This is a genomic window from Micromonospora sp. NPDC007220 (genome assembly GCF_040634035.1).
Classification (GTDB): Bacteria; Actinomycetota; Actinomycetes; order Mycobacteriales; family Micromonosporaceae; genus Micromonospora; species Micromonospora reichwaldensis.
Map to the genome: position 1 here is coordinate 1 of NZ_JBEYEU010000018.1, position 17,863 is coordinate 17,863.

The following is a 17,863-nucleotide window of genomic DNA, read 5'->3' on the forward strand; positions in this document are numbered from 1 at the left end:
GTGGCGACGTCGAAGGTCCTCGCTGCCGCGCTCGGTCAGTTGAACGCCGATCTGGTGTTGTGTGGCAGCGAGTCGACCGACGGCCGGGTGCAGGTCCTGCCGCACATGCTCGCCGAGCGGTTGGGCATCGCGGCGCTGACGGGTGCCCGCAAGCTCACCGTGGACGGCTCGACCCTGACCGTGGAGCGGCAGACCGAGGAGGGCTACGAGGTGGTCACCGCCACCGCGCCCGCCGTGGTGTCCGTCTGGGACACCATCAACGAGCCGCGCTACCCGTCCTTCAAGGGCATCATGGCCGCCAAGAAGAAGCCGGTGCAGACGCTCTCCCTGGGTGACCTCGGCGTCGCCCCGGCCGAGGTGGGTTTCGAGGGCGCGACCAGCGCCGTGCTGGAGCACACCAAGCGTCCGCCGCGTTCCGGTGGGGCGAAGATCACCGACGAGGGCGACGGCGGCGTGAAGCTGGTCGAGTTCCTCGCCACCGAGAAGTTCGTGTGAGGGGTTGGGGTCATGTCTGAGGTTCTCGTCGTCGTCGAAGCCACTCGGGAGTTCGGCGTCAAGAAGGTCACCCTGGAGATGCTCACCCTGGCCCGCGAGTTGGGCACGGCGAGCGCGGTCGTGCTCGGTGGCCCCGGTGCCGCGGAGGCGTTGAGCGCCAAGTTGGGTGAGTACGGCGCGGAGAAGATCTACGCGGCCGAGAGCGAGGAGATCGACGGCTACCTGGTGGCCCCGAAGGCGACCGTCGTGGCCGAGCTGGTCTCGCGCGTGCAGCCGGCGGCGGTGCTGTTGGCGTCGTCGCAGGAGGGCAAGGAGATCGCTGCCCGGCTGGCGGTGAAGTTGGACAACGGCATCCTGACCGACGTGGTCGGCCTGGCCGCTGACGGCACGGCCACGCAGGTGGCCTTCGCCGGGTCCACGATCGTCAAGTCCAAGGTCACCCGCGGCCTGCCGCTGGTGACGGTCCGGCCGAACTCGGTGAATCCGGTCCCGGCGGCGGCCACTCCGGCCGTCGAGCAGCTCACCGTCGCGGTGGCGGACACCGACAAGCTGGCCAGGGTCGTCGAGCGGGTCGCCGAGCAGAAGGGTTCGCGTCCGGAGCTGACCGAGGCCGGTGTGGTGGTCTCCGGTGGTCGTGGTGTGGGTAACGCCGACAACTTCAAGCTGGTCGAGGAGTTGGCCGACCTGCTCGGCGGCGCCGTGGGGGCGTCGCGCGCGGCTGTGGACTCCGGTTACTACCCGCACCAGTTCCAGGTGGGTCAGACCGGCAAGACGGTGTCCCCGCAGCTCTACGTGGCGCTCGGTATCTCGGGTGCGATTCAGCACCGGGCGGGTATGCAGACGTCGAAGACGATCGTCGCGGTCAACAAGGACGGCGAGGCGCCGATCTTCGAGCTGGCCGACTTCGGTGTGGTGGGCGACCTGTTCAAGATCGTCCCGCAGGCCGCGGACGAGATCCGCAAGCGCACGTGACACGGCAGTGTCGATGATGCCTACGGCGGATCCCTCCCACCTGCTCGTCATAGGGCATCGGGAAAGAGCCTGATCGCGACGTTGCGCGCGGCCGGGTGCGGAAGCTGTCCGGGGATGCCGAGAATATGGGGGCCGTTCCCCGTACCGGTCGCCGCAGGCGCGGTGACATTCTCGTTGCCGTCCGTCAGCGACGAGTTTCCTGGAGTGGTGCGCATGGACGAGCAGGTACGGGTGCAGGTCATCGCCGCCGACCCGGCGGTACGGGTCGGTGTCGACGAGATGGTGCGGGTGTGCCCGGAGCTGACCGTGGTGGTCGACCGGCCGGACGTGGTGCTGGTGGTGACCGACGAGGTCGGCGACGCGGTGCTGGTCCTGCTGCGCTCGCTGTCCCGCGCCGGCCGGCGGGTGCTGCTGGTGGCCGACACGTTGCGGGAGTCGGACGTGGTCGAGGCCGTGGCGGCGGGTGCCGGCGGGCTGCTGCGCCGTTGTGAGGTCCGCCCGGACCGGCTGCGTCCGGCGATCCGGGCGACGGCCGGAGGCAGCTTCACCGTGCCGTCGGACCTGCTGGGGGACCTGCTGACCCGGGCCGACGAGCGGGCCCCGGAACGGCCGGCGGCCCGGCAGCTCACCAAGCGGGAGCGGGCGGTGCTGCTCATGCTCGCCGACGGGCACGAGACCGAGGAGATCGCCCGCTCGCTGGCCTACTCGGTCCGCACCGTGACCGGCATCGTGCACACGATCACGCACCGGTGGCAGGTGCGCAACAGGGCGCACGCCGTGGCGTGCGCCCTGCGCGAGGGGCTCATCTGAGCCGGACGCGCCGGGTCAGATCAGCCCGTGCCGGATGGCGTACGCGGTCGCGTGGACCCGGTTGGAGACCTGCAACCGGGCCATGAGGTCGTAGATCATGTTCTTCACGCTGTGTGGTGAGCAGCGCAGTTCCCGCGCGATCCCCGCGTTGTCGTACCCCTCGGCGACGAGTTCGAGCACCCGGAGCTGCTGGGCGGTGAGTACGGGCTTCGACGCGTTCCTCATGATCGTCTCCTGGGCCGTGTGGTGGTGACCTACCGACCCAGGCTAGGAACGGCTCGTCGCTCGCTCATCGGGCCGCCGCACCCAGATTGCCGGCCGCCGCCCCCGCATTTTCCGCACCGGTGCCCACGACCCACTGCCGGGCCAACCGCCCGACCGCCTCCTCCGGACGGCGCACCGCCGCGGCGAGGATCCCGCTGAAGCCGGCGGCGAACGAAGCGGCCCGATCGGCGGTGAACAGGACGTCGTGGTACTGCAGGCACCCGGTCAGCCGCGTTCCTTCCCCCCGTACGGTGAGCAGCAGGTCGAAGGGGGAACCGCCCTGACCGTGCCGGAACGGCTCGGCGGTCACCCCGGGCAGCCGGAGCCGACCGGTCAGGTCGCCGAGAGTCTGGAAGGCGACCTGGACCAGCGGGTTGTGGCCCAGGTCGCGCTTCGGACGCAGCGCCGTCACCAGCCGGTCGAAGGGGAAGCCCTGGTGCCGGTACCCGGCCAGCGCCACGTCACGTACCCGCAGCAGCAGGTCGGTGAAGGCCGCCTCGGGCGGGCAGGGCACCCGCAGGGCGAGGGTGTTGGCGAACATCCCGATCCCGTTCTCGGCCGCCTCCGTGTCGCGGTTCGCGGCGAACGTGCCGACCACCAGGTCGTCGCGGCCGGCGAGCTGTCCGATCAGCACGGTGAACGCGGTGAGCAGCACCATGAACGGGGTCGAGCCGGTGGCCCGGGCCAGCGTCCGCACCGCGGCGGTGGTCTCCGCCGACAGGCCGAACCGGACGGTGGCCCCGCTCTGCCGCAGTCGCGCCGGTCGGGGCAGGTCGGTCGGGAGGTCCAGGGTGGGCGGCGCGCCGGCGAGGTGCCGGCGCCAGTAGTCGAGGTCGGCCGGGTCGGTCGCCGGCAGTGGGGCCGGCGGCAGCGGGTCGACGGCCGCCGTGTCGCCCCGGCGGCGGCGCGCGTACGCCTGGCAGAGGTCGCGCCACAGCACGTCCATCGACCAGTCGTCGGCGACGACGTGGTGGACGGTGGCGGCCAGGACGTGCTCCTCGGGGGCCAGCCGCAGCAGGGTGACCCGCAGCAGCGGCCCCTCGGCGAGCGCGAACGGCACGGCGGCGAGCCGATCGACGGCCGCCCGCGCCTCGGTGAGGTCGGCGACGGTGCGCACCTCGACCGGCACCCGGGCGTCCGGCCCGATCTCCGCGTACGGCACGCCGCGCCGGGACCGGAAGGTGGTCCGCAGGGCCGGATGCCGGCGCACCGTGTCCGCCAGGGCGGCGCGCAGCGCGTCGACGTCGACCGGTCCGCGCAGCCGGTAGGACTCGGTGATCGTGTAGGTGGTCGATCCCGGATCGAGCTGGTCGGCGAACCAGATCCGGTGCTGGGCGGCGCTGAGGGCCCCGGTGGCCGACCGGTCGGCGTCGACGTCCGGTGCGCCCGGCGGCACGGTCGCGCCGGTTGCGGCACCGGTGCCGGCCGCCGCCCGGCCGGCCCCGACGAGGTCGGCCACGGTGGCGGTGAGCACGTCGGCGGGGGAGAGCGACCGGCCCCACAGGTGGCGCAGGCGGGAGCAGACCCGGGTGGCCGCCAGCGAGTCGCCGCCCAGCTCCACGAAGGTGTCGTGCACCCCGACCGGCCCGGCGCCGAGCACCTCGGCCCAGATACCGGCGAGCCGGCGCTCGTCGTCGGTACGCGGGTCGACCCGCTCGCCGTCGGCGAGCCGGTGCCCGTCGGGCGCCGGCAGGGCCGCCCGGTCCAGTTTGCCGCTCGGCCCGACCGGCAACGCCGGCACGGCCACGAACGCCGACGGCACCATGTGCCCGGGCAGCCGCTCGGCGAGGTGGGCCCGGAGCACCCGGACGCCGGGGACGGCGCCGGCCACCACGTACCCGACGAGCTGCCCGGCGTGCACGGCCGTGGCGGCGGCCCGTACCCCCGGCACGGTACGCAGCGCCGCGTCGATCTCACCCAGCTCGACCCGGTGGCCCCGGATCTTGACCTGGTGGTCGATCCGGCCCAGGTAGTCCACCGCCCCGTCGGGCAGCCGCCGGGCCAGGTCCCCGGTGCGGTACAGCCGGGTGCCGGGCGGGCCGAACGGGTCGGGGACGAACCTCTCGGCGGTCAGCCCGGGCCGGCCCAGGTAGCCCCGGGCGAGCTGGACCCCGGCCAGGCAGAGCTCGCCGACCTCCGCCGCATCGCCGCGCTCGTCCAGGATGTGGGTGCGGGTGTTCGCCACCGCGTGGCCGATGCTGACCGGCTCACCCGCCCGGCAGCACGAACCGGTCACCTCCACCGCCGCCTCGGTCGGGCCGTAGAGGTTGAGCAGCTCGCAGCCGATCAGCTCGTCGGCCTCGGTGACCAGGTCACCGGTGAGTTCCTCGCCGCTGCACACGATCCGGCGCAGGGTGGGCAAACGGGCGCCGGTGTCGCGGACCTCGGCGAGGAACGCCCGCAGCATCGACGGTACGAAGTGGACCGCGGTGATCCCGTACCGGCGGATCGTGTCGATCAGGTAGGCGGGGTCGCGGTGTCCGCCGGGGCGGGCCATCACCAGCCGTGCGCCGGCGGCCAGGGTGCCGAAGATCTCCGGCACCGAGACGTCGAAGCCGTACGGGGTCTTCTGGAGGACCCGGTCGTCGGGGCCCAGCGGATGCGCGTCCAGCCCCCAGCGGACCCGGTTGACGATGGCCCGGTGCGGGATCACCACGCCCTTGGGTCGGCCGGTGGACCCGGAGGTGTAGATGACGTACGCCGGATGCTCCGCGTCGACGGTGACCCGCGGCGCCCGGGCCGGCCGGCCGGGGGTACCCCCGCCCACCGACACGGTGGCGATGCTCCGGCCCGCCTCGGCGAGGGCCGGCAGGCCCGGGTCGGTCACCACGGTGTCCAGCCCGGCGTCGGCCACCAGCAGGGCGATCCGCCGGGCCGGGTGCTCCGGGTCCAGCGGCACGTAGGCGGCTCCCGCGGTGAGGACGCCGAGCAGGGCCACCACCAGGTCGCCGCCCCGGTGCAGGCACACCCCGACCCGGGACTCGGGGCCGACGCCCCGCGAGACCAGCAGGTCGGCGAGCTGGTCGGCCCGCCGCACCAGTTCGGCGTAGCTGAGCTGCTCCCGTTCGGTGACCACCGCGACGGCGGCCGGGGTGTGCGCCGCCTGCCCGTGCACCAGCTCGTGCAGGGCCGGCTGCCCCGGGTAGCTCCTGGCCGTGTCGTTCCACGGTGCGACGCCCGGCTCAGTCGGCATCCGGGTCCTCCGGCGGGGTGGTCAGGAAGTCCGGCAGGCGGGTGCCGACGCCGTCGCGTTCCGCGGCCCGCCGCACCAGCTCGGCCACGGCGAGGTCGAGCACGCCCAGGCCGAACGGCGAGTAGACGGTGACCCGTTCCGGGCCGTGCCGCCAGCCGGCCCCGTCCAGGATCTCGCCGATGCCGGCGGCGATGAAGTCGCGGTTGCCGGTCTCCTGCTCCGCCAGGTGCAGCGAGGTGGCCGCCCGGCAGACGTGGTCGGCGTCGTCGACGACGTTGACCGCGCTGCGGACGTCCGCCGGGAAGATGTCCCGCAGCGACAGGTGCAGCACGAGTGCCCCGGGGCGGCAGTGCGCCAGCCCCAGGTGCGGTACGCCCGCCGTCGTGGCCAGGCTGACCAGCGGGTGGGCGCCGAGCGCCTCCTCGACGCCGCCGGCGACGCGCACCGTCAGGTCCCACCGCGCGCAGCGCCGGGCGAACGCGGCGGCCCGCCCGGCGTCCAGGTCGAAGACGGTCACCTCCGTCAGGCCGGGCAGCGCCGCGCGGAGGAACCGCAGCACCTCGAAGTTGATCACGCCGCAGCCGATCAGGGAGACGCCGCAGGCGGGCGGGGCGAGGGCGCCGGCGGCCAGGGCGGCGCTGGCGGCGGTTCGCCGGGCGGAGATCGTGGAGCCCTCGATCAGGGCGACCGGGTGGCCGTCGGTCATCGAGTTCACGACGATCGCGGCGGAGGCGCGGGCCAGCCCCCGGTCGACGTTGCCGGGGAACGACGAGATCCACTTCATGCCGGCGACCGGGGAATCATCGCCCAGGTACGCGGGCAGCCCGATGATCCGGTTGCGGGCGTCTTCCGGGAACCGCAGGAACACCGAGTGCGGCAGCACCGTACGCCCCCGCGCGTGCAGGACGTAGGCGCGGCGGACCGCGTCCAGGACGGCGTCCTCCCGGTCGGCCAGGATCTGCCGGACCTCGCCGGCGGACACGATCAGCATGACGGCACGTCCATGGTTTGGTCCCTCCACAGGTGGGTGACGTCGCCGAAGTGCCCGGTCACCCAGTCGTCGTCGTAGATCGTGTTCAGGTAGCGCTCACCCCGGTCGGGAAAGATCAGCGCGCAGGTCGCGCCGGCCGGGATCAGGTCGCGCAACTGCTCCAGGGCGGCCACCACCGCCCCGGACGAGCCACCGGCGAGGATGGCCTCCCGGCGGGCCAGCCGGCGGCAGCCGACCACGCAGTCCAGGTCGTCGACGTGCATCACCTTGTCGGCCAGCCCGTCCCGGTAGAGCTTCGGTCGGACCCCCGCGCCGTGGCCGGGGATGAGCCGCTTGCGTGGGGGGTGGTCACCGAAGATCGCGCTGCCCGCGGCGTCCACCGCGACGATGGTCAGCGCCAGCTCGTGCCGGCGCGCGTAGTCGGCGCAGCCGCGCAGTGTGCCGCAGGAACTGGTCGCGCAGAACAGGAAGTCCAGCGGGGCGGGCACCCCCTCGACGATCTCCCGCATGGTCGTCTCGTGGGCGCGGGGGTTCAACGGGTTGCCGTACTGGTCCGGCCACCAGGCGTTCGGGATGGTCGCGACCAGCTCCTGGACCCGGCGGATGCGCTGCGGCAGGTACTCGCCCGTGGCCGGGTCGGTGCGGGTCACCACCTCCACCTCGGCGTCGAACGCGCGCATGACCGCGATGTTCTGCGCGTTCGTGCGGGGGTCCACCACGCAGATGAACCGGATGCCGAAGTAGCGGCACACCTGGGCCAGCCCGATGCCGAGATTGCCCGAACTGGACTCGACCACCACCGACCGGCCGGGTTGCAGCTGCCCGGTCCGCAGCCGGTCGATGAGCATGCCCAACGCCGAGCGGTCCTTGATGCTGCCGCCCGGGTTGTGCGCCTCCAGCTTCGCCCACAGGGTGAACGCGGCGTCCGGCATGAGCTTGTCGAGCCGGACCAGTGGGGAGCCGCCGATCGTGGTCAGCACCCCGCCGACGTCGGTCTCATCGGCCCGCATGTTCACTCCCGCTACGGGGATCCGTAGCGGCCCGCAGGGTGTTACCGGGAACGGTCGCGGTGCCGGGGACCGCCTCGGCCGGGTCGTCGGTGGTGCCGAGCATCCGGTTGGCCTCGTCCACCATCACCACCCGGGGCGAGTACCCCTTGGCGTCCGGGTCGGCCATCGCCGCGTAGCTGATGATGATGACCAGGTCGCCGGGGTGGATCAGCCGGGCGGCGGCCCCGTTGATCCCGATGACCCCGCTGCCGCGCCTGCCGGCGATGACGTACGTCTCCAGGCGGGCGCCGTTGTTGATGTCCACCACGTGCACCTGCTCGCCGGCGAGCAGGTCGGCGGCGTCCATCAGATCCTCGTCGATGGTCAGCGAGCCGACGTAGTGCAGGTCGGCCTGGGTGACCACCGCGCGGTGGATCTTCGACTTGAGTATGGTGCGCAACACCTTCAGCTCCTCCTTGAGGGCTCGATCGGCAGAAAGCCCGCTCGACGTATCGAGCGGCTGAGCGTCGCCAGGGCGGCGAGCAGGACCATCCAGACGGCCATCGACCACGCGGCGGGTGCCGGCCCGAGCGACTCCAGCAGGAAGCCGCCGACCAGGGAACCGAGCGCGACCGCGCCGTTGGCCAGCAGGCTGACCGCGCTGAGCACCCGGCCCTGGATGCGGTCGGGGGTGATGGCCATCTGGTACCCGGCGACCGCCACGTTCCAGATCGGCCCCACGAACCACATCAGGGCGTACGCGGCGCCGATCAGGTAGCGGTCGTCGGTGAGGGCGATGACGCAGGTCATCAGCGCCCACACCCAGTTCGCGGCGATGACGATCGCGCGCATCGGGAACCGCCCGGCGCACCACGTCGCCACCAGTGAGCCGAGCACCCCGCTGGTGCCGGCCACACCGAGCAGCAGGCCGATGGCGGCCGGGGCCGCCCCGGCGGCCTCGAACGCCACGATGATGATCAGGAACAGGACGCGGAACAGCAGGTTGCTGCCGGCGACCAGCAGGGTGGCCGTGCGCAGGAACGGCTGCCCCCACAACCACCGCAGCCCGTGCGTGAGTTCGGCGGCCAGCTTCCCGGGACGGGTGTCGGGGTCGGTCGCGTCGCCCGGTGCGGCCTGGAAGTCGCGGCGGATGAACAGCAGCGTCAGCAGGGAGACCAGGTAGGAGACGGTGTCCAGTACGAACGGCCAGATCCGCCCCAGCCCGAACAGCGCCCCGCCGAGCGGGGTGCCGGCCATCACCGCGGCCCGCTCCCGGGCCTCGTTGCGCGACAGCGCCGTGGTCACCTGGCTCGGGTGTACCACGTTAGGGATCGCCGCGCCGGCCGCCAGCTCGTACCCGACCGACAGCGTCCCCTCGACGAAACCGACGGCCAGCACGTGCCACAGGTGCAGCTCGTCGACGGCGATCGCCGCCACGATGCTGCCCACCCCCAGGGCCCGCAGCACGTCGCACCAGATCATCACCCGCCTGCGGTCCCACCGGTCCACCAGCGCCCCGGCCGGCAGCTGGAACAGCAGCGTCGGTAGCAGCGCCACGAAACCGGCCAGCCCGGCGGCCCCCGGCGAGCCGGTCAGCGCCAGCACCAGCAGCGGGTACGCCACCAGCGACGCGGTCGAGCCGAGCATGGAGACCGCCGACCCGCTCCACAGCAGCAGGAAGTCCCGGTTGCGGTGCAGCGGCGGGATCCGCTCCCCGACGACCGGAGCGTCGACCCGGCTCACCGGTCGCCACCGATCCGGCGGCGACCAGCGGTGCCCCCGCGCGCGGTCACCGGGCACCCCGGCGGGCGGCGACGTCGGCCAGCCGGCTCCGGGCGGTCAGCCTGGGGACCGCCGGCCGGTCGCCCAGCTTCGGATAGCCGGGCAGCGCCCCGACCAGCCGGGCGACGGTCGGGTGGTCGAACAGGGCCCGGACCGGCACGTCGACGCGGAGCAGGTCCCGCAGCCGGACCGCGACCCGGGTGGCCAGCAGCGAATGCCCGCCGACCTGGAAGAAGTTCTCGTGCACGCCGACCTCGCCGGTGCCGAGCACCTCGCCCCACACCTGCGCGACCGTCCGCTCGTCGGCGGTACGCGGCGCGACCCGCACGGGTTCCCTCCGCCCGCCGGCACCGGGTCGCGGCACCGGCAGGGCGTTGCGGTCGACCTTGCCGGTCGGGGTGAGCGGGAAGGCGTCCAGCGCCACGTAGGCGGCCGGGCACAGGTAGTCCGGCAGCGTACGGAGCAGGAACTCGCGGAGTTCCGCGTCGCCCGGTACCGGGTGCCGCCCCCCGCCGACCAGGTACGCGACCAGCTCCTGCTCCCCGCCGTACCGCTGCGGGTGCACCACGGCGGCCCGGACGTGCTCGTGGGCCAGCAGCGCCGCCTCGACCTCGGCCGGTTCGATCCGGTGTCCCCGGATCTTCACCTGGTGGTCGACGCGGCCGAGGATCTCCAGGTGCCCGTCGGCGTGCCAGCGGGCCAGGTCGCCGGTGCGGTACATGCGCGCGCCCGGCGCCGTGGAGTGCGGGTCGGGAACGAACTTCTCCGCCGTGAGGGCGGGCCGGCCCCGGTAGCCCCAGGCCACCCCGTCCCCGCCGATGTGGATCTCACCGGGGACGCCGACCGGTACCGGCTCCAGCCGCTCGTCCAGGATGTGGAGCCCGGCGTTCGGGGCCATGCCGAAGTCGACGGGTCGGCCGTCGGGGGCCAGCCGGGTCGTGGTCGACCAGACCGTGGTCTCGGTCGGCCCGTAGATGTCCCACACGGTGGCCCCGGTCGAGGCGAGCCGGACCGCCAGCTCGGTCGGCAGCTTCTCGCCGCCGCAGAGCACGGTCGCACCCGGCGGTGCGGACCAGCCGGAGTCCAGCAGCATCCGGTACGTCACCGGGGTGGCCTGGAGCACCGCCGGCCCGGCGGCGCGGATCAGCTCGGCCATCCGCTGCGGGTCCCGGGTCTGCTCCGCGTCGGCCACCACCACCCGGCCGCCGACCAGCAGCGGCAGGTACAGCTCCAGCACCGAGGGGTCGAACGACACGGTGGTCAGGCCGACCACGGTGGCCCCCGCCGGCAGACCCGGCCGGTGCCGCATCGCGGCGAGGAAGTTGCCCAGCCCCCGGTGGCTGATCATCACCCCCTTCGGGGTGCCGGTCGAACCGGAGGTGTAGATGACGTACGCCAGGTCGTCGGCGGCCGGCCCGTCGGGCAGCCGGCGCTCGGGACGGGCGGCGATGGCCGCCCGCTCCGCGTCCAGCAGCACCGTCCGGATCCCGGCAGTGTCCAGCCGCCCGGCCAGCGCGGTCTCGGTCACCATCACCTGCGCGCCGGCGTCGGCCAGCATGAAGGCGGTCCGCTGCGCCGGGTAGTCCGGGTCCAGCGGCAGGTACGCGCCACCGGCGGCCAGCACCGCGAGGAACGCCACCACCAGGTCCGCGCTCCGGTTCAGGTGCACCCCGACCAGCGTCCCCGGCCCGACGCCCAGCTCCCGCAGGTGGTGCGCGAGGCGGTTGGTCCGGCGGTCCAGCTCGGCGTAGCTGAGCACGTCGGCGCCGAAGACCACCGCGTCCGCGTCCGGGGTGGCCGCCACCTGCCGGGCGACCCACTCGGGCAGCGTCCCGTCCGGGACCGGCCGCGGTCCGCCGGCGCCGAGGCCGAGCAGGGCGCGCCGGTCGGGCTCGGGCAGCCCGCACCGGCGCGGATCACCCGCCGGGTCGGCGACCATCGCCTCCAGCACCCGGCGGTAGGTCCGGGTGAGCAGGTCCAGGTGGCCGTCGGAGATCCGGTCGGTGCCGGCCTCGATGATCAGCTGACCGGGCTCGCTGGACACCGAGAGGCCGAACTCGTTCGGGGTGGTGTCGGTGATCGCCGACCGGTCGATGCCGTCGAGGTCGAGCACGTGCATGTCGGTGTAGTTGAAGAAGACGTCCACCAGCGGCTTCTGCTCGCCCCACTCGCGTTGCATCGCCGGCAGCGGGTAGTGCCGGTGCGGCCAGAGCGCGACCTCCCCGGCGAAGACCCGGCGGGCCTGCTCGGCCCAGGTCGACGCGGTCAGCTCCACCGTGAACGGCACGGTGTTGAGGAACATGCCCCGCACCTGGTCGCCGTCGGTCAGCTCGGGCCGCCCGTTGCAGACCAGCCCGCTGTGGAAGCGCCGCTGCCCGGTCACGACGCCCAGCACGGCCAGGTGCGCGGTGAACAGCAGGCTCTTCAGCGGTACGTCCGCCGTCCGGGCCAGCTCCCGCAGCCCCGGCATCAGGTCGGCGAAGGGCAGCCGCACCGCCCGGTACCGGGCACCCGCACCCGCCCACGCCGCCGGGACGCTCAGCCGCTCGTGGGTCCGTACCCGCGACGCCCAGAACTCGCGGTCCACCCCGGCGGCCACCGCGCGGCGCTCCAGCGCCACCGCGTCGGCGAACCGGACGGCCGGCACCGGGGCGGGCCGGGGATCCTGCCCGTCGCGGATCCGCCGGTGGTACGCCAGCAGCTCCGGGACCAGCGAGTTCTGGCTCCAGCCGTCCAGGATGGCGTGGCTGTAGCTGACCAGCAGCCGCCACCGGTCGTCGGCCAGCTGGTAGGCGTGCAGCCGCAGCAGCGACGGCGTGCCCAGGTCGAAGCGGTCCCGGCGCTCCTCGGCGACCAGCCGGGCCACCGTGCTCTCCACCTCGGCGGCCGGCAGGTCCCGCAGGTCGGTGTGGCCGACCCGGATCTCCGCGTTCGGGTGGATCAGCTGGAGCGGTTCGCGGTAGGAGGTCAGGTCGATCGAGGCCCGCAGGATCTCGTGCCGGGCGGCGAGCAGTTGGGCGGCGGCGCGCAGGGCGGGCAGCGAGAGCGCGTCGCCCTCGACCGGGTAGCAGAGGCTGTTCAGGTACAGCTCGCCGGTCGGGTCGGCGAGCATCTCGTACGCCATGCCGGCCTGCGCCATCGACAGCGGGTACGCGTCGACGACGCCCTCGGGCAATCGGGCCCGGTCCTCCTCGCCGATGAGCGCGAACCGGTCCACCAGGCGGGTGGCCTCGGCCGGCAGCCCGCCCTCCCGGGCGTCGACGGCCGCGGCGAGCTCGGCGACCGTCCGGTACCGGAAGAGGTCCGTGACGGTGAGGTCGAGCCCCTGGTCGCGGAGGTTCCCGACGACCCGGATGGCGCGGATGCTGTCGCCGCCGATGTCGAAGAAGCGGTCGTGGATGCCGATCGGTCCGCCGTTCCCGGCGAGGGCCCGGGCGTAGGCGGCCACGATCAGGTGCTGGGTGGGGGTGCCCGGTGGGGTGTGCCCGCCGCTGCGCGCGGCGTGCGTGCCGGGCGGGGGGAGCGCGTTGCGGTCGATCTTCCCGCTGCTGGTCAGGGGGAGTTCGGTGAGCGTGACCCAGTGGGTGGGGACCATGTACTCCGGCAGCCGCGCGCGCAGGTGGGTGCGCAGGGTGTCGGCGTCGACGGGGTGGCCGTCGGCGGCGACGAGGTAGGCGACGAGCTGCCGGTCGTCGCCGGGGCCGTGGGGGTGCACGACGGCGGTGCGGACGCCGGGGTGGTCGGCGAGGGTGGCCTCGATCTCGCCGAGTTCGATGCGGTTGCCGCGGACCTTGACCTGGTGGTCGAGGCGGCCGAGGTACTCGATCGTGCCGTCCGGGCGCCAGCGGGCCTGGTCGCCGGTGCGGTAGGCGCGTTCCCCGTCGTCGGCGGGGATGAAGCGTGCGGCGGTGAGCGCGGGCCGGCGGTGGTAGCCGCGGGCCAGCTGCACGCCGGTGAGCAGGAGCTCTCCGGGTACGCCGACGGGGACCGGGTTGCCCCAGGGGTCGTGGATGTGGGCGCCCGTGTTGGCGATGGGGCTGCCGATGGTGACGGTCTGCCCGGGGTGGACGCGGGCGGCCGTCACGTCGACGGCGGCCTCGGTGGGTCCGTAGAGGTTGTGCAGCTCGACGTCGAGGTGGGCGTGCACGGCGGTGGCGAGGTCGTCGGTCAGCGCCTCGCCGGAGCAGACGACGCGGCGCAGGTGGGGCAGGGCGGTGCGGGTGGCGGCGAGGTGGCCGGTGAAGGCGCGCAGCATCGAGGGCACGAAGTGGACGGTGGTGATGCGCCGCCGGTCGATGGTCTCGGCGAGGTAGGCGGGGTCGCGGTGTCCGTCGGGGCGGGCCATGACGAGGGCGGCGCCGGTGGTCAGGGGCCAGAAGAACTCCCACACGCTGACGTCGAAGGTGTGCGGGGTCTTCTGCAGGATCCGGTCGGTGTGGTCGAGCCGGTAGGTGTCCTGCATCCAGCGGAGCCGGTTGACGATGGCGCGGTGGTCGACGAGGACGCCCTTGGGGCGGCCGGTGGAGCCCGAGGTGTAGATCAGGTAGGCGGGGCTGCGGTCGTCGGTGGTGACGCCGGGTCGTCCGGCGGGTTCGTCGGCGAGCGTCGGGTCGTCGAGGTGGACCCGTGGGCCGGGGGACCAGTCGTGCTGGTCCGGGGCGTCGACCAGGGTGACGGGGTCGCCGGCGTCGGCGAGCATCCAGCGCAGCCGCTCGACGGGGTGGCCGGGGTCGAGCGGCAGGTAGGCGGCGCCGGTCTTGAGCACGGCGACGAGGGCCACGGCGAGCGCGACGCGGCGTCGCGCGCTGACGGCGACGATCCGCTCAGGGCCGACGCCGAGGGCGATCAGCCGGTGGGCGAGCTGGTTGGCGCGGGCGTCGAGCTGGGCGTACGTCAGCTCCTCGTCGTCGTCGAGCACGGCGACCGCGTCCGGGGTGGCGTCGGCTTGCGCCTCGATCAGCCGGTGCAGCAGCGTGTGGCGGGGGTGCTCGACGGCGGTGTCGTTCCAGGCCGCGAGCTGGGCGGTCTCGGGTTCGGTGAGCAGGGGCAGCCGGGTGACCGGGGCGTCCGGGTCGGTGGCGACGGCGCTCAGCAACCGCTGGTAGTGCCCGGCCAGCCGCCGCGCGGTCGCGTCGTCGAACAACGCCGTCGCGTACTCGACGACGGCGGAGAAGGAGCCGTCCGCCTCCTCGGTCACCTGCACGGTCAGGTCGAACTTGGCGGTGTGCCAGAGCGTCGGCACCTGCCGCGCGCGCAGCCCCGCCCCGGCGAAGTCGGCCGCCGTGGCGTTCTGCATCACGAACATGGTCTGGAACAGCGGGTTGCGCGACAGGTCCCGTTCCGGGGACAGCGCGTCCACGATCCGCTCGAACGGCACGTCCTGGTGGGACTGCGCGTCCAGCACCGTCTCCCGGACCCGGGCCAGCACCTCGACGAAGGTCGGCTCGCCGGACAGGTCGGTCCGCAGCACCAGCGTGTTGACGAAGTACCCGATCAGGTCCTGGACCTCGGGGCGGGTACGCCCGGCGACCGGGGTGCCCACCGCGACGTCGGTCTGCCCGGTGTAGCGGGCCAGCAGCACCTGGAACGCCGCCAGCAGCACCATGAACGGGGTCGCCCGGTGCCGCCGCCCGATCGAGGCGAGGGTGCGACCGAGGTCGGCCGGCACGGTGAACGGCAGCGTCGCGCCCCGGGGGTCCTGCACGGCCGGGCGCGGCCGGTCGGTCGGCAGCTCCAGCGGCACGAGGCCGGCCAGCCGGTCGCGCCAGTGGTCGAGCTGCCCGGTCAGGCCGGCCGCCCGGTCCCGCTGCCGCACCGCGAAGTCCGCGTACTGGATTGGCGGCGGGGCGAGCGGGGACGGCTCGCCGGCGACGAGCGCGGGGTAGAGCGCGCCGAGTTCCCGGGCCAGCACGCCGACCGACCAGCCGTCGAACGCGATGTGGTGGGCGACCAGCACCATGACGTGCTCGTCCTCGGCGAGCCGGACCAGCCGGACCCGCAGCGGCGCGTCCCGACCCAGGTCGAACGGGGTGTTCGCCTCGTTCCGGATCAGCGAATCCAGCCGCTCGCGCCGCTGCGCCGGGGCGCAGCCGGTCAGGTCGACCACCGGCAGCTCGACCGGCTCGGGCGGGCCGACCACCTGGCTCGGCCGGCCGTCCACGACCCGGTAGCGGGTCCGCAGCACCTCGTGCCGCCGGACGACCTCCCACCAGGCGTCGCGGAGGGCCACCGGGTCCAGCGGGCCGGTCAACCGCCAGCTGAACGGCACGACGTACTCCGCGCCGCCGGGCCGGATCTGGTCGAGCAGCCACACCCCCTGCTGCGGGTAGGACAGCGGCAGCGGGCCGGTCGGCCGCCGCGGTGAACTCGGGGTGGCCGGCGACCGGTCCGGGGCCCGCCCGGCCAGCAGCGCCTCCACCAGCGCCCGACGACGGGCGTCGGTCGAGGTCGGGGACGGGTCCTCGGGAGTCGTCATTCCTTGCCCACCTGCGCCAACATCGTCTCCAATTCGGACTCGGACATCCCCGCCACCCGTTCCTCGACGGCCCGCTGGAGCACCGTCGCCAGCTCCGCCACGGTCGGTGCCTCGAAGACCGCGCTGACCGGCAGGTCGACCGGGAACCGTTCGTGCAGCAGCGCGACGACCTGGGTGGCCAGCAGGGAGTGACCGCCGAGGTCGAAGAAGTCGTCGTGAATCCCGCAGCGGTCGACGCCCAGCACCTCGGCCCACACCTCGGCGACCGCCCGTTCCGTGGGGGTACGCGGCGCCACCGCCGGTCCGTCGGTGACCGGGCCGGGCGGGGCGGGCTCCGGCAGCCGCCGACGGTCGACCTTCCCGCTGCCGGTCAGGGGCAGCTCGTCGAGCGTCACCCAGCTCTGCGGGACCATGTGCTCCGGCACCCGCTCGGCCAGGTACGCGCGAACCGCCCGGTGGTCGGCCGGCCCGGCTCCGGCCGGCAGCAGGTACGCGACGAGCTGCGGGCCGCCGACCGCGCCGTGGTGCACGTCCACCACGGCGGCGCGGACGGCGGGATGCTGGCCGAGCACCGCCTCGATCTCGCCCAGCTCGATCCGGAAGCCCCTGATCTTCACCTGGTGGTCCCGCCGGCCCAGGTACTCGATGCTGCCGTCCGGCAGGTACCGGGCCCGGTCGCCGGTGCGGTACATGCGCTGTCCGGGCCGGTCGGCGAACGGGTCGGGGACGAAGCAGGCGGCGGTCAGTCCCGGCCGGCCGAGATAGCCCCGGGCGAGCTGGATCCCGGCGAGCACCAGCTCCCCGGGCTCACCGACCGGCACCGGCCGCAGCTCGTCGTCCACGATGTACGTGCGGGTGTTGGCCACCGGCCGGCCGATGGTCACCGCCTCGCCGGGCAGGCAGCGGGTGCTGGTCACCTCGACCGCCGCCTCGGTCGGCCCGTAGAGGTTGACCACCTCGCAGTCGAGCCGGTCGTGCGCCGCGGCCACCAGGTCGGCGGGGAGCGCCTCGCCGCTGCACAGCACCCACCGGATCGACGGCAGGCTGGTCCGGCCGGCGGGCAGCACGTCCAGGAACGCGCGCAGCATCGACGGCACGAACCGGATCGAGGTGACCTGCCGTTCGGCCACCACCCGGGCCAGGTACGCCGGATCGCGGTGCCCGCCGGGACGGGCCGTCACCAGCGTCGCCCCGGTGGTCAGCGGGGAGAAGAGCTCACACACCGAGACGTCGAAGCCGTACGGCGTCTTCTGGAGCACCACGCCGCCGTCGGCGCCGAGGGCGTCCGGCATCCAGCGCACCCGGTTGACGATCGCGCGGTGCTCCACGACCACGCCCTTCGGGCGGCCGGTGGAGCCGGAGGTGTAGATGACGTAGGCGGCGTTGGCCGGACCCACGACCGGCTCCGGGGCGCCGTCCGGCAGCCCCCGGTGGTCGTCGTCGACCCGGATCGGGGCGCCGGTGGCGGCGGCCAGCGGCTCGTGGTCGACGCCCGGGCCGGTGACGACGGTCGTCGCCTTCGAGTCGGTCAGCAGGTAGCGGATCCGGTCGGCCGGCTGGTCCGGTTCCACCGGGAGGTAGGCGCCGCCCGCCTTGAGCACCCCCAGCAGCGCCACCACCAGGTCGACCCCCCGGTGCAGACACACCCCCACCACCGACTCCGCGCGCACCCCGGCCGCCCGCAGCCGGCGCGCGAGCCGGTCGGCCTCGCGGTCCAGCTCCGCGTAGCGGACGGTCCGCTCGTCGGACACCACGGCGATCGCGTCCGGGGTACGCCGTACCTGCTCCTCGAACAGCTCGTGCAGGCACGGGTCGGTCGGGTACGCGACCTCGGTGTCGTTCCACCCTGTCGGGACCCGGTGCCCGTCGGCCGCGGTCAGCTTCGCCATGGC

Annotated in this window: 10 protein-coding genes and 1 pseudogene; 3 read left to right on the top strand and 8 right to left on the bottom strand. The window is 74.0% G+C overall.

Translation table 11 applies throughout. The annotated features are described in order from the left end of the window. The 3 genes from ABZ573_RS24565 to ABZ573_RS24575 all read left to right on the top strand — a co-directional run. The coding region (locus ABZ573_RS24565) for an electron transfer flavoprotein subunit beta/FixA family protein (RefSeq protein WP_358121287.1) at positions 1 to 495 on the top strand (495 nt) is incomplete at its 5' end. Between the two features lie 12 nt (positions 496 to 507). Beyond that, complete coding sequence (locus ABZ573_RS24570) at positions 508 to 1,467, top strand: electron transfer flavoprotein subunit alpha/FixB family protein (protein WP_358121289.1); 960 nt, start codon at positions 508 to 510, stop codon at positions 1,465 to 1,467. A 213-nt stretch (positions 1,468 to 1,680) separates the two neighbouring features. Next, positions 1,681 to 2,277: a response regulator transcription factor gene (locus ABZ573_RS24575; RefSeq protein WP_327028846.1), complete on the top strand. Its 597-nt coding sequence runs from the start codon at positions 1,681 to 1,683 to the stop codon at positions 2,275 to 2,277. A 15-nt stretch (positions 2,278 to 2,292) separates the two neighbouring features. Here ABZ573_RS24575 and ABZ573_RS24580 read toward each other — a convergent pair whose 3' ends face one another. The 8 genes and pseudogenes from ABZ573_RS24580 to ABZ573_RS24615 all read right to left on the bottom strand — a co-directional run. After that, positions 2,293 to 2,502, bottom strand: a complete 210-nt coding sequence (locus ABZ573_RS24580) for a LuxR C-terminal-related transcriptional regulator (protein ID WP_121401277.1) — start codon at positions 2,500 to 2,502, stop codon at positions 2,293 to 2,295. Positions 2,503 to 2,566: 64 nt separating this feature from the next. After that, complete coding sequence (locus ABZ573_RS24585) at positions 2,567 to 5,734, bottom strand: amino acid adenylation domain-containing protein (RefSeq protein ID WP_358121292.1); 3,168 nt, start codon at positions 5,732 to 5,734, stop codon at positions 2,567 to 2,569. After that, positions 5,724 to 6,725: a 2,3-diaminopropionate biosynthesis protein SbnB gene (sbnB, locus tag ABZ573_RS24590; RefSeq protein WP_358121294.1), complete on the bottom strand. Its 1,002-nt coding sequence runs from the start codon at positions 6,723 to 6,725 to the stop codon at positions 5,724 to 5,726. Before sbnB ends, ABZ573_RS24585 begins: the two co-directional genes overlap by 11 nt. Beyond that, positions 6,719 to 7,735 carry a 2,3-diaminopropionate biosynthesis protein SbnA gene (sbnA, locus tag ABZ573_RS24595; protein WP_151456348.1) on the bottom strand — a complete coding sequence of 339 codons (1,017 nt, stop codon included), beginning with the start codon at positions 7,733 to 7,735 and terminating at the stop codon, positions 6,719 to 6,721. Before sbnA ends, sbnB begins: the two co-directional genes overlap by 7 nt. Further along, positions 7,722 to 8,177, bottom strand: a complete 456-nt coding sequence (gene panD / locus ABZ573_RS24600; protein ID WP_358121297.1) for an aspartate 1-decarboxylase — start codon at positions 8,175 to 8,177, stop codon at positions 7,722 to 7,724. The genes sbnA and panD overlap by 14 nt, the downstream gene beginning before the upstream one ends. Positions 8,178 to 8,179: 2 nt before the next feature. Further along, positions 8,180 to 9,457 carry an MFS transporter gene (locus ABZ573_RS24605; protein ID WP_358121299.1) on the bottom strand — a complete coding sequence of 426 codons (1,278 nt, stop codon included), beginning with the start codon at positions 9,455 to 9,457 and terminating at the stop codon, positions 8,180 to 8,182. Positions 9,458 to 9,503: 46 nt separating this feature from the next. Then, on the bottom strand, positions 9,504 to 15,971 hold the full coding sequence (locus tag ABZ573_RS24610; protein ID WP_358121301.1) for an amino acid adenylation domain-containing protein: 6,468 nt from the start codon (positions 15,969 to 15,971) through the stop codon (positions 9,504 to 9,506). Continuing rightward, positions 15,968 to 17,851, bottom strand: a pseudogene (locus tag ABZ573_RS24615) (amino acid adenylation domain-containing protein); the annotation flags it as partial. The gene ABZ573_RS24610 and the pseudogene ABZ573_RS24615, both read right to left, overlap by 4 nt. Positions 17,852 to 17,863: the final 12 nt, after the last annotated feature.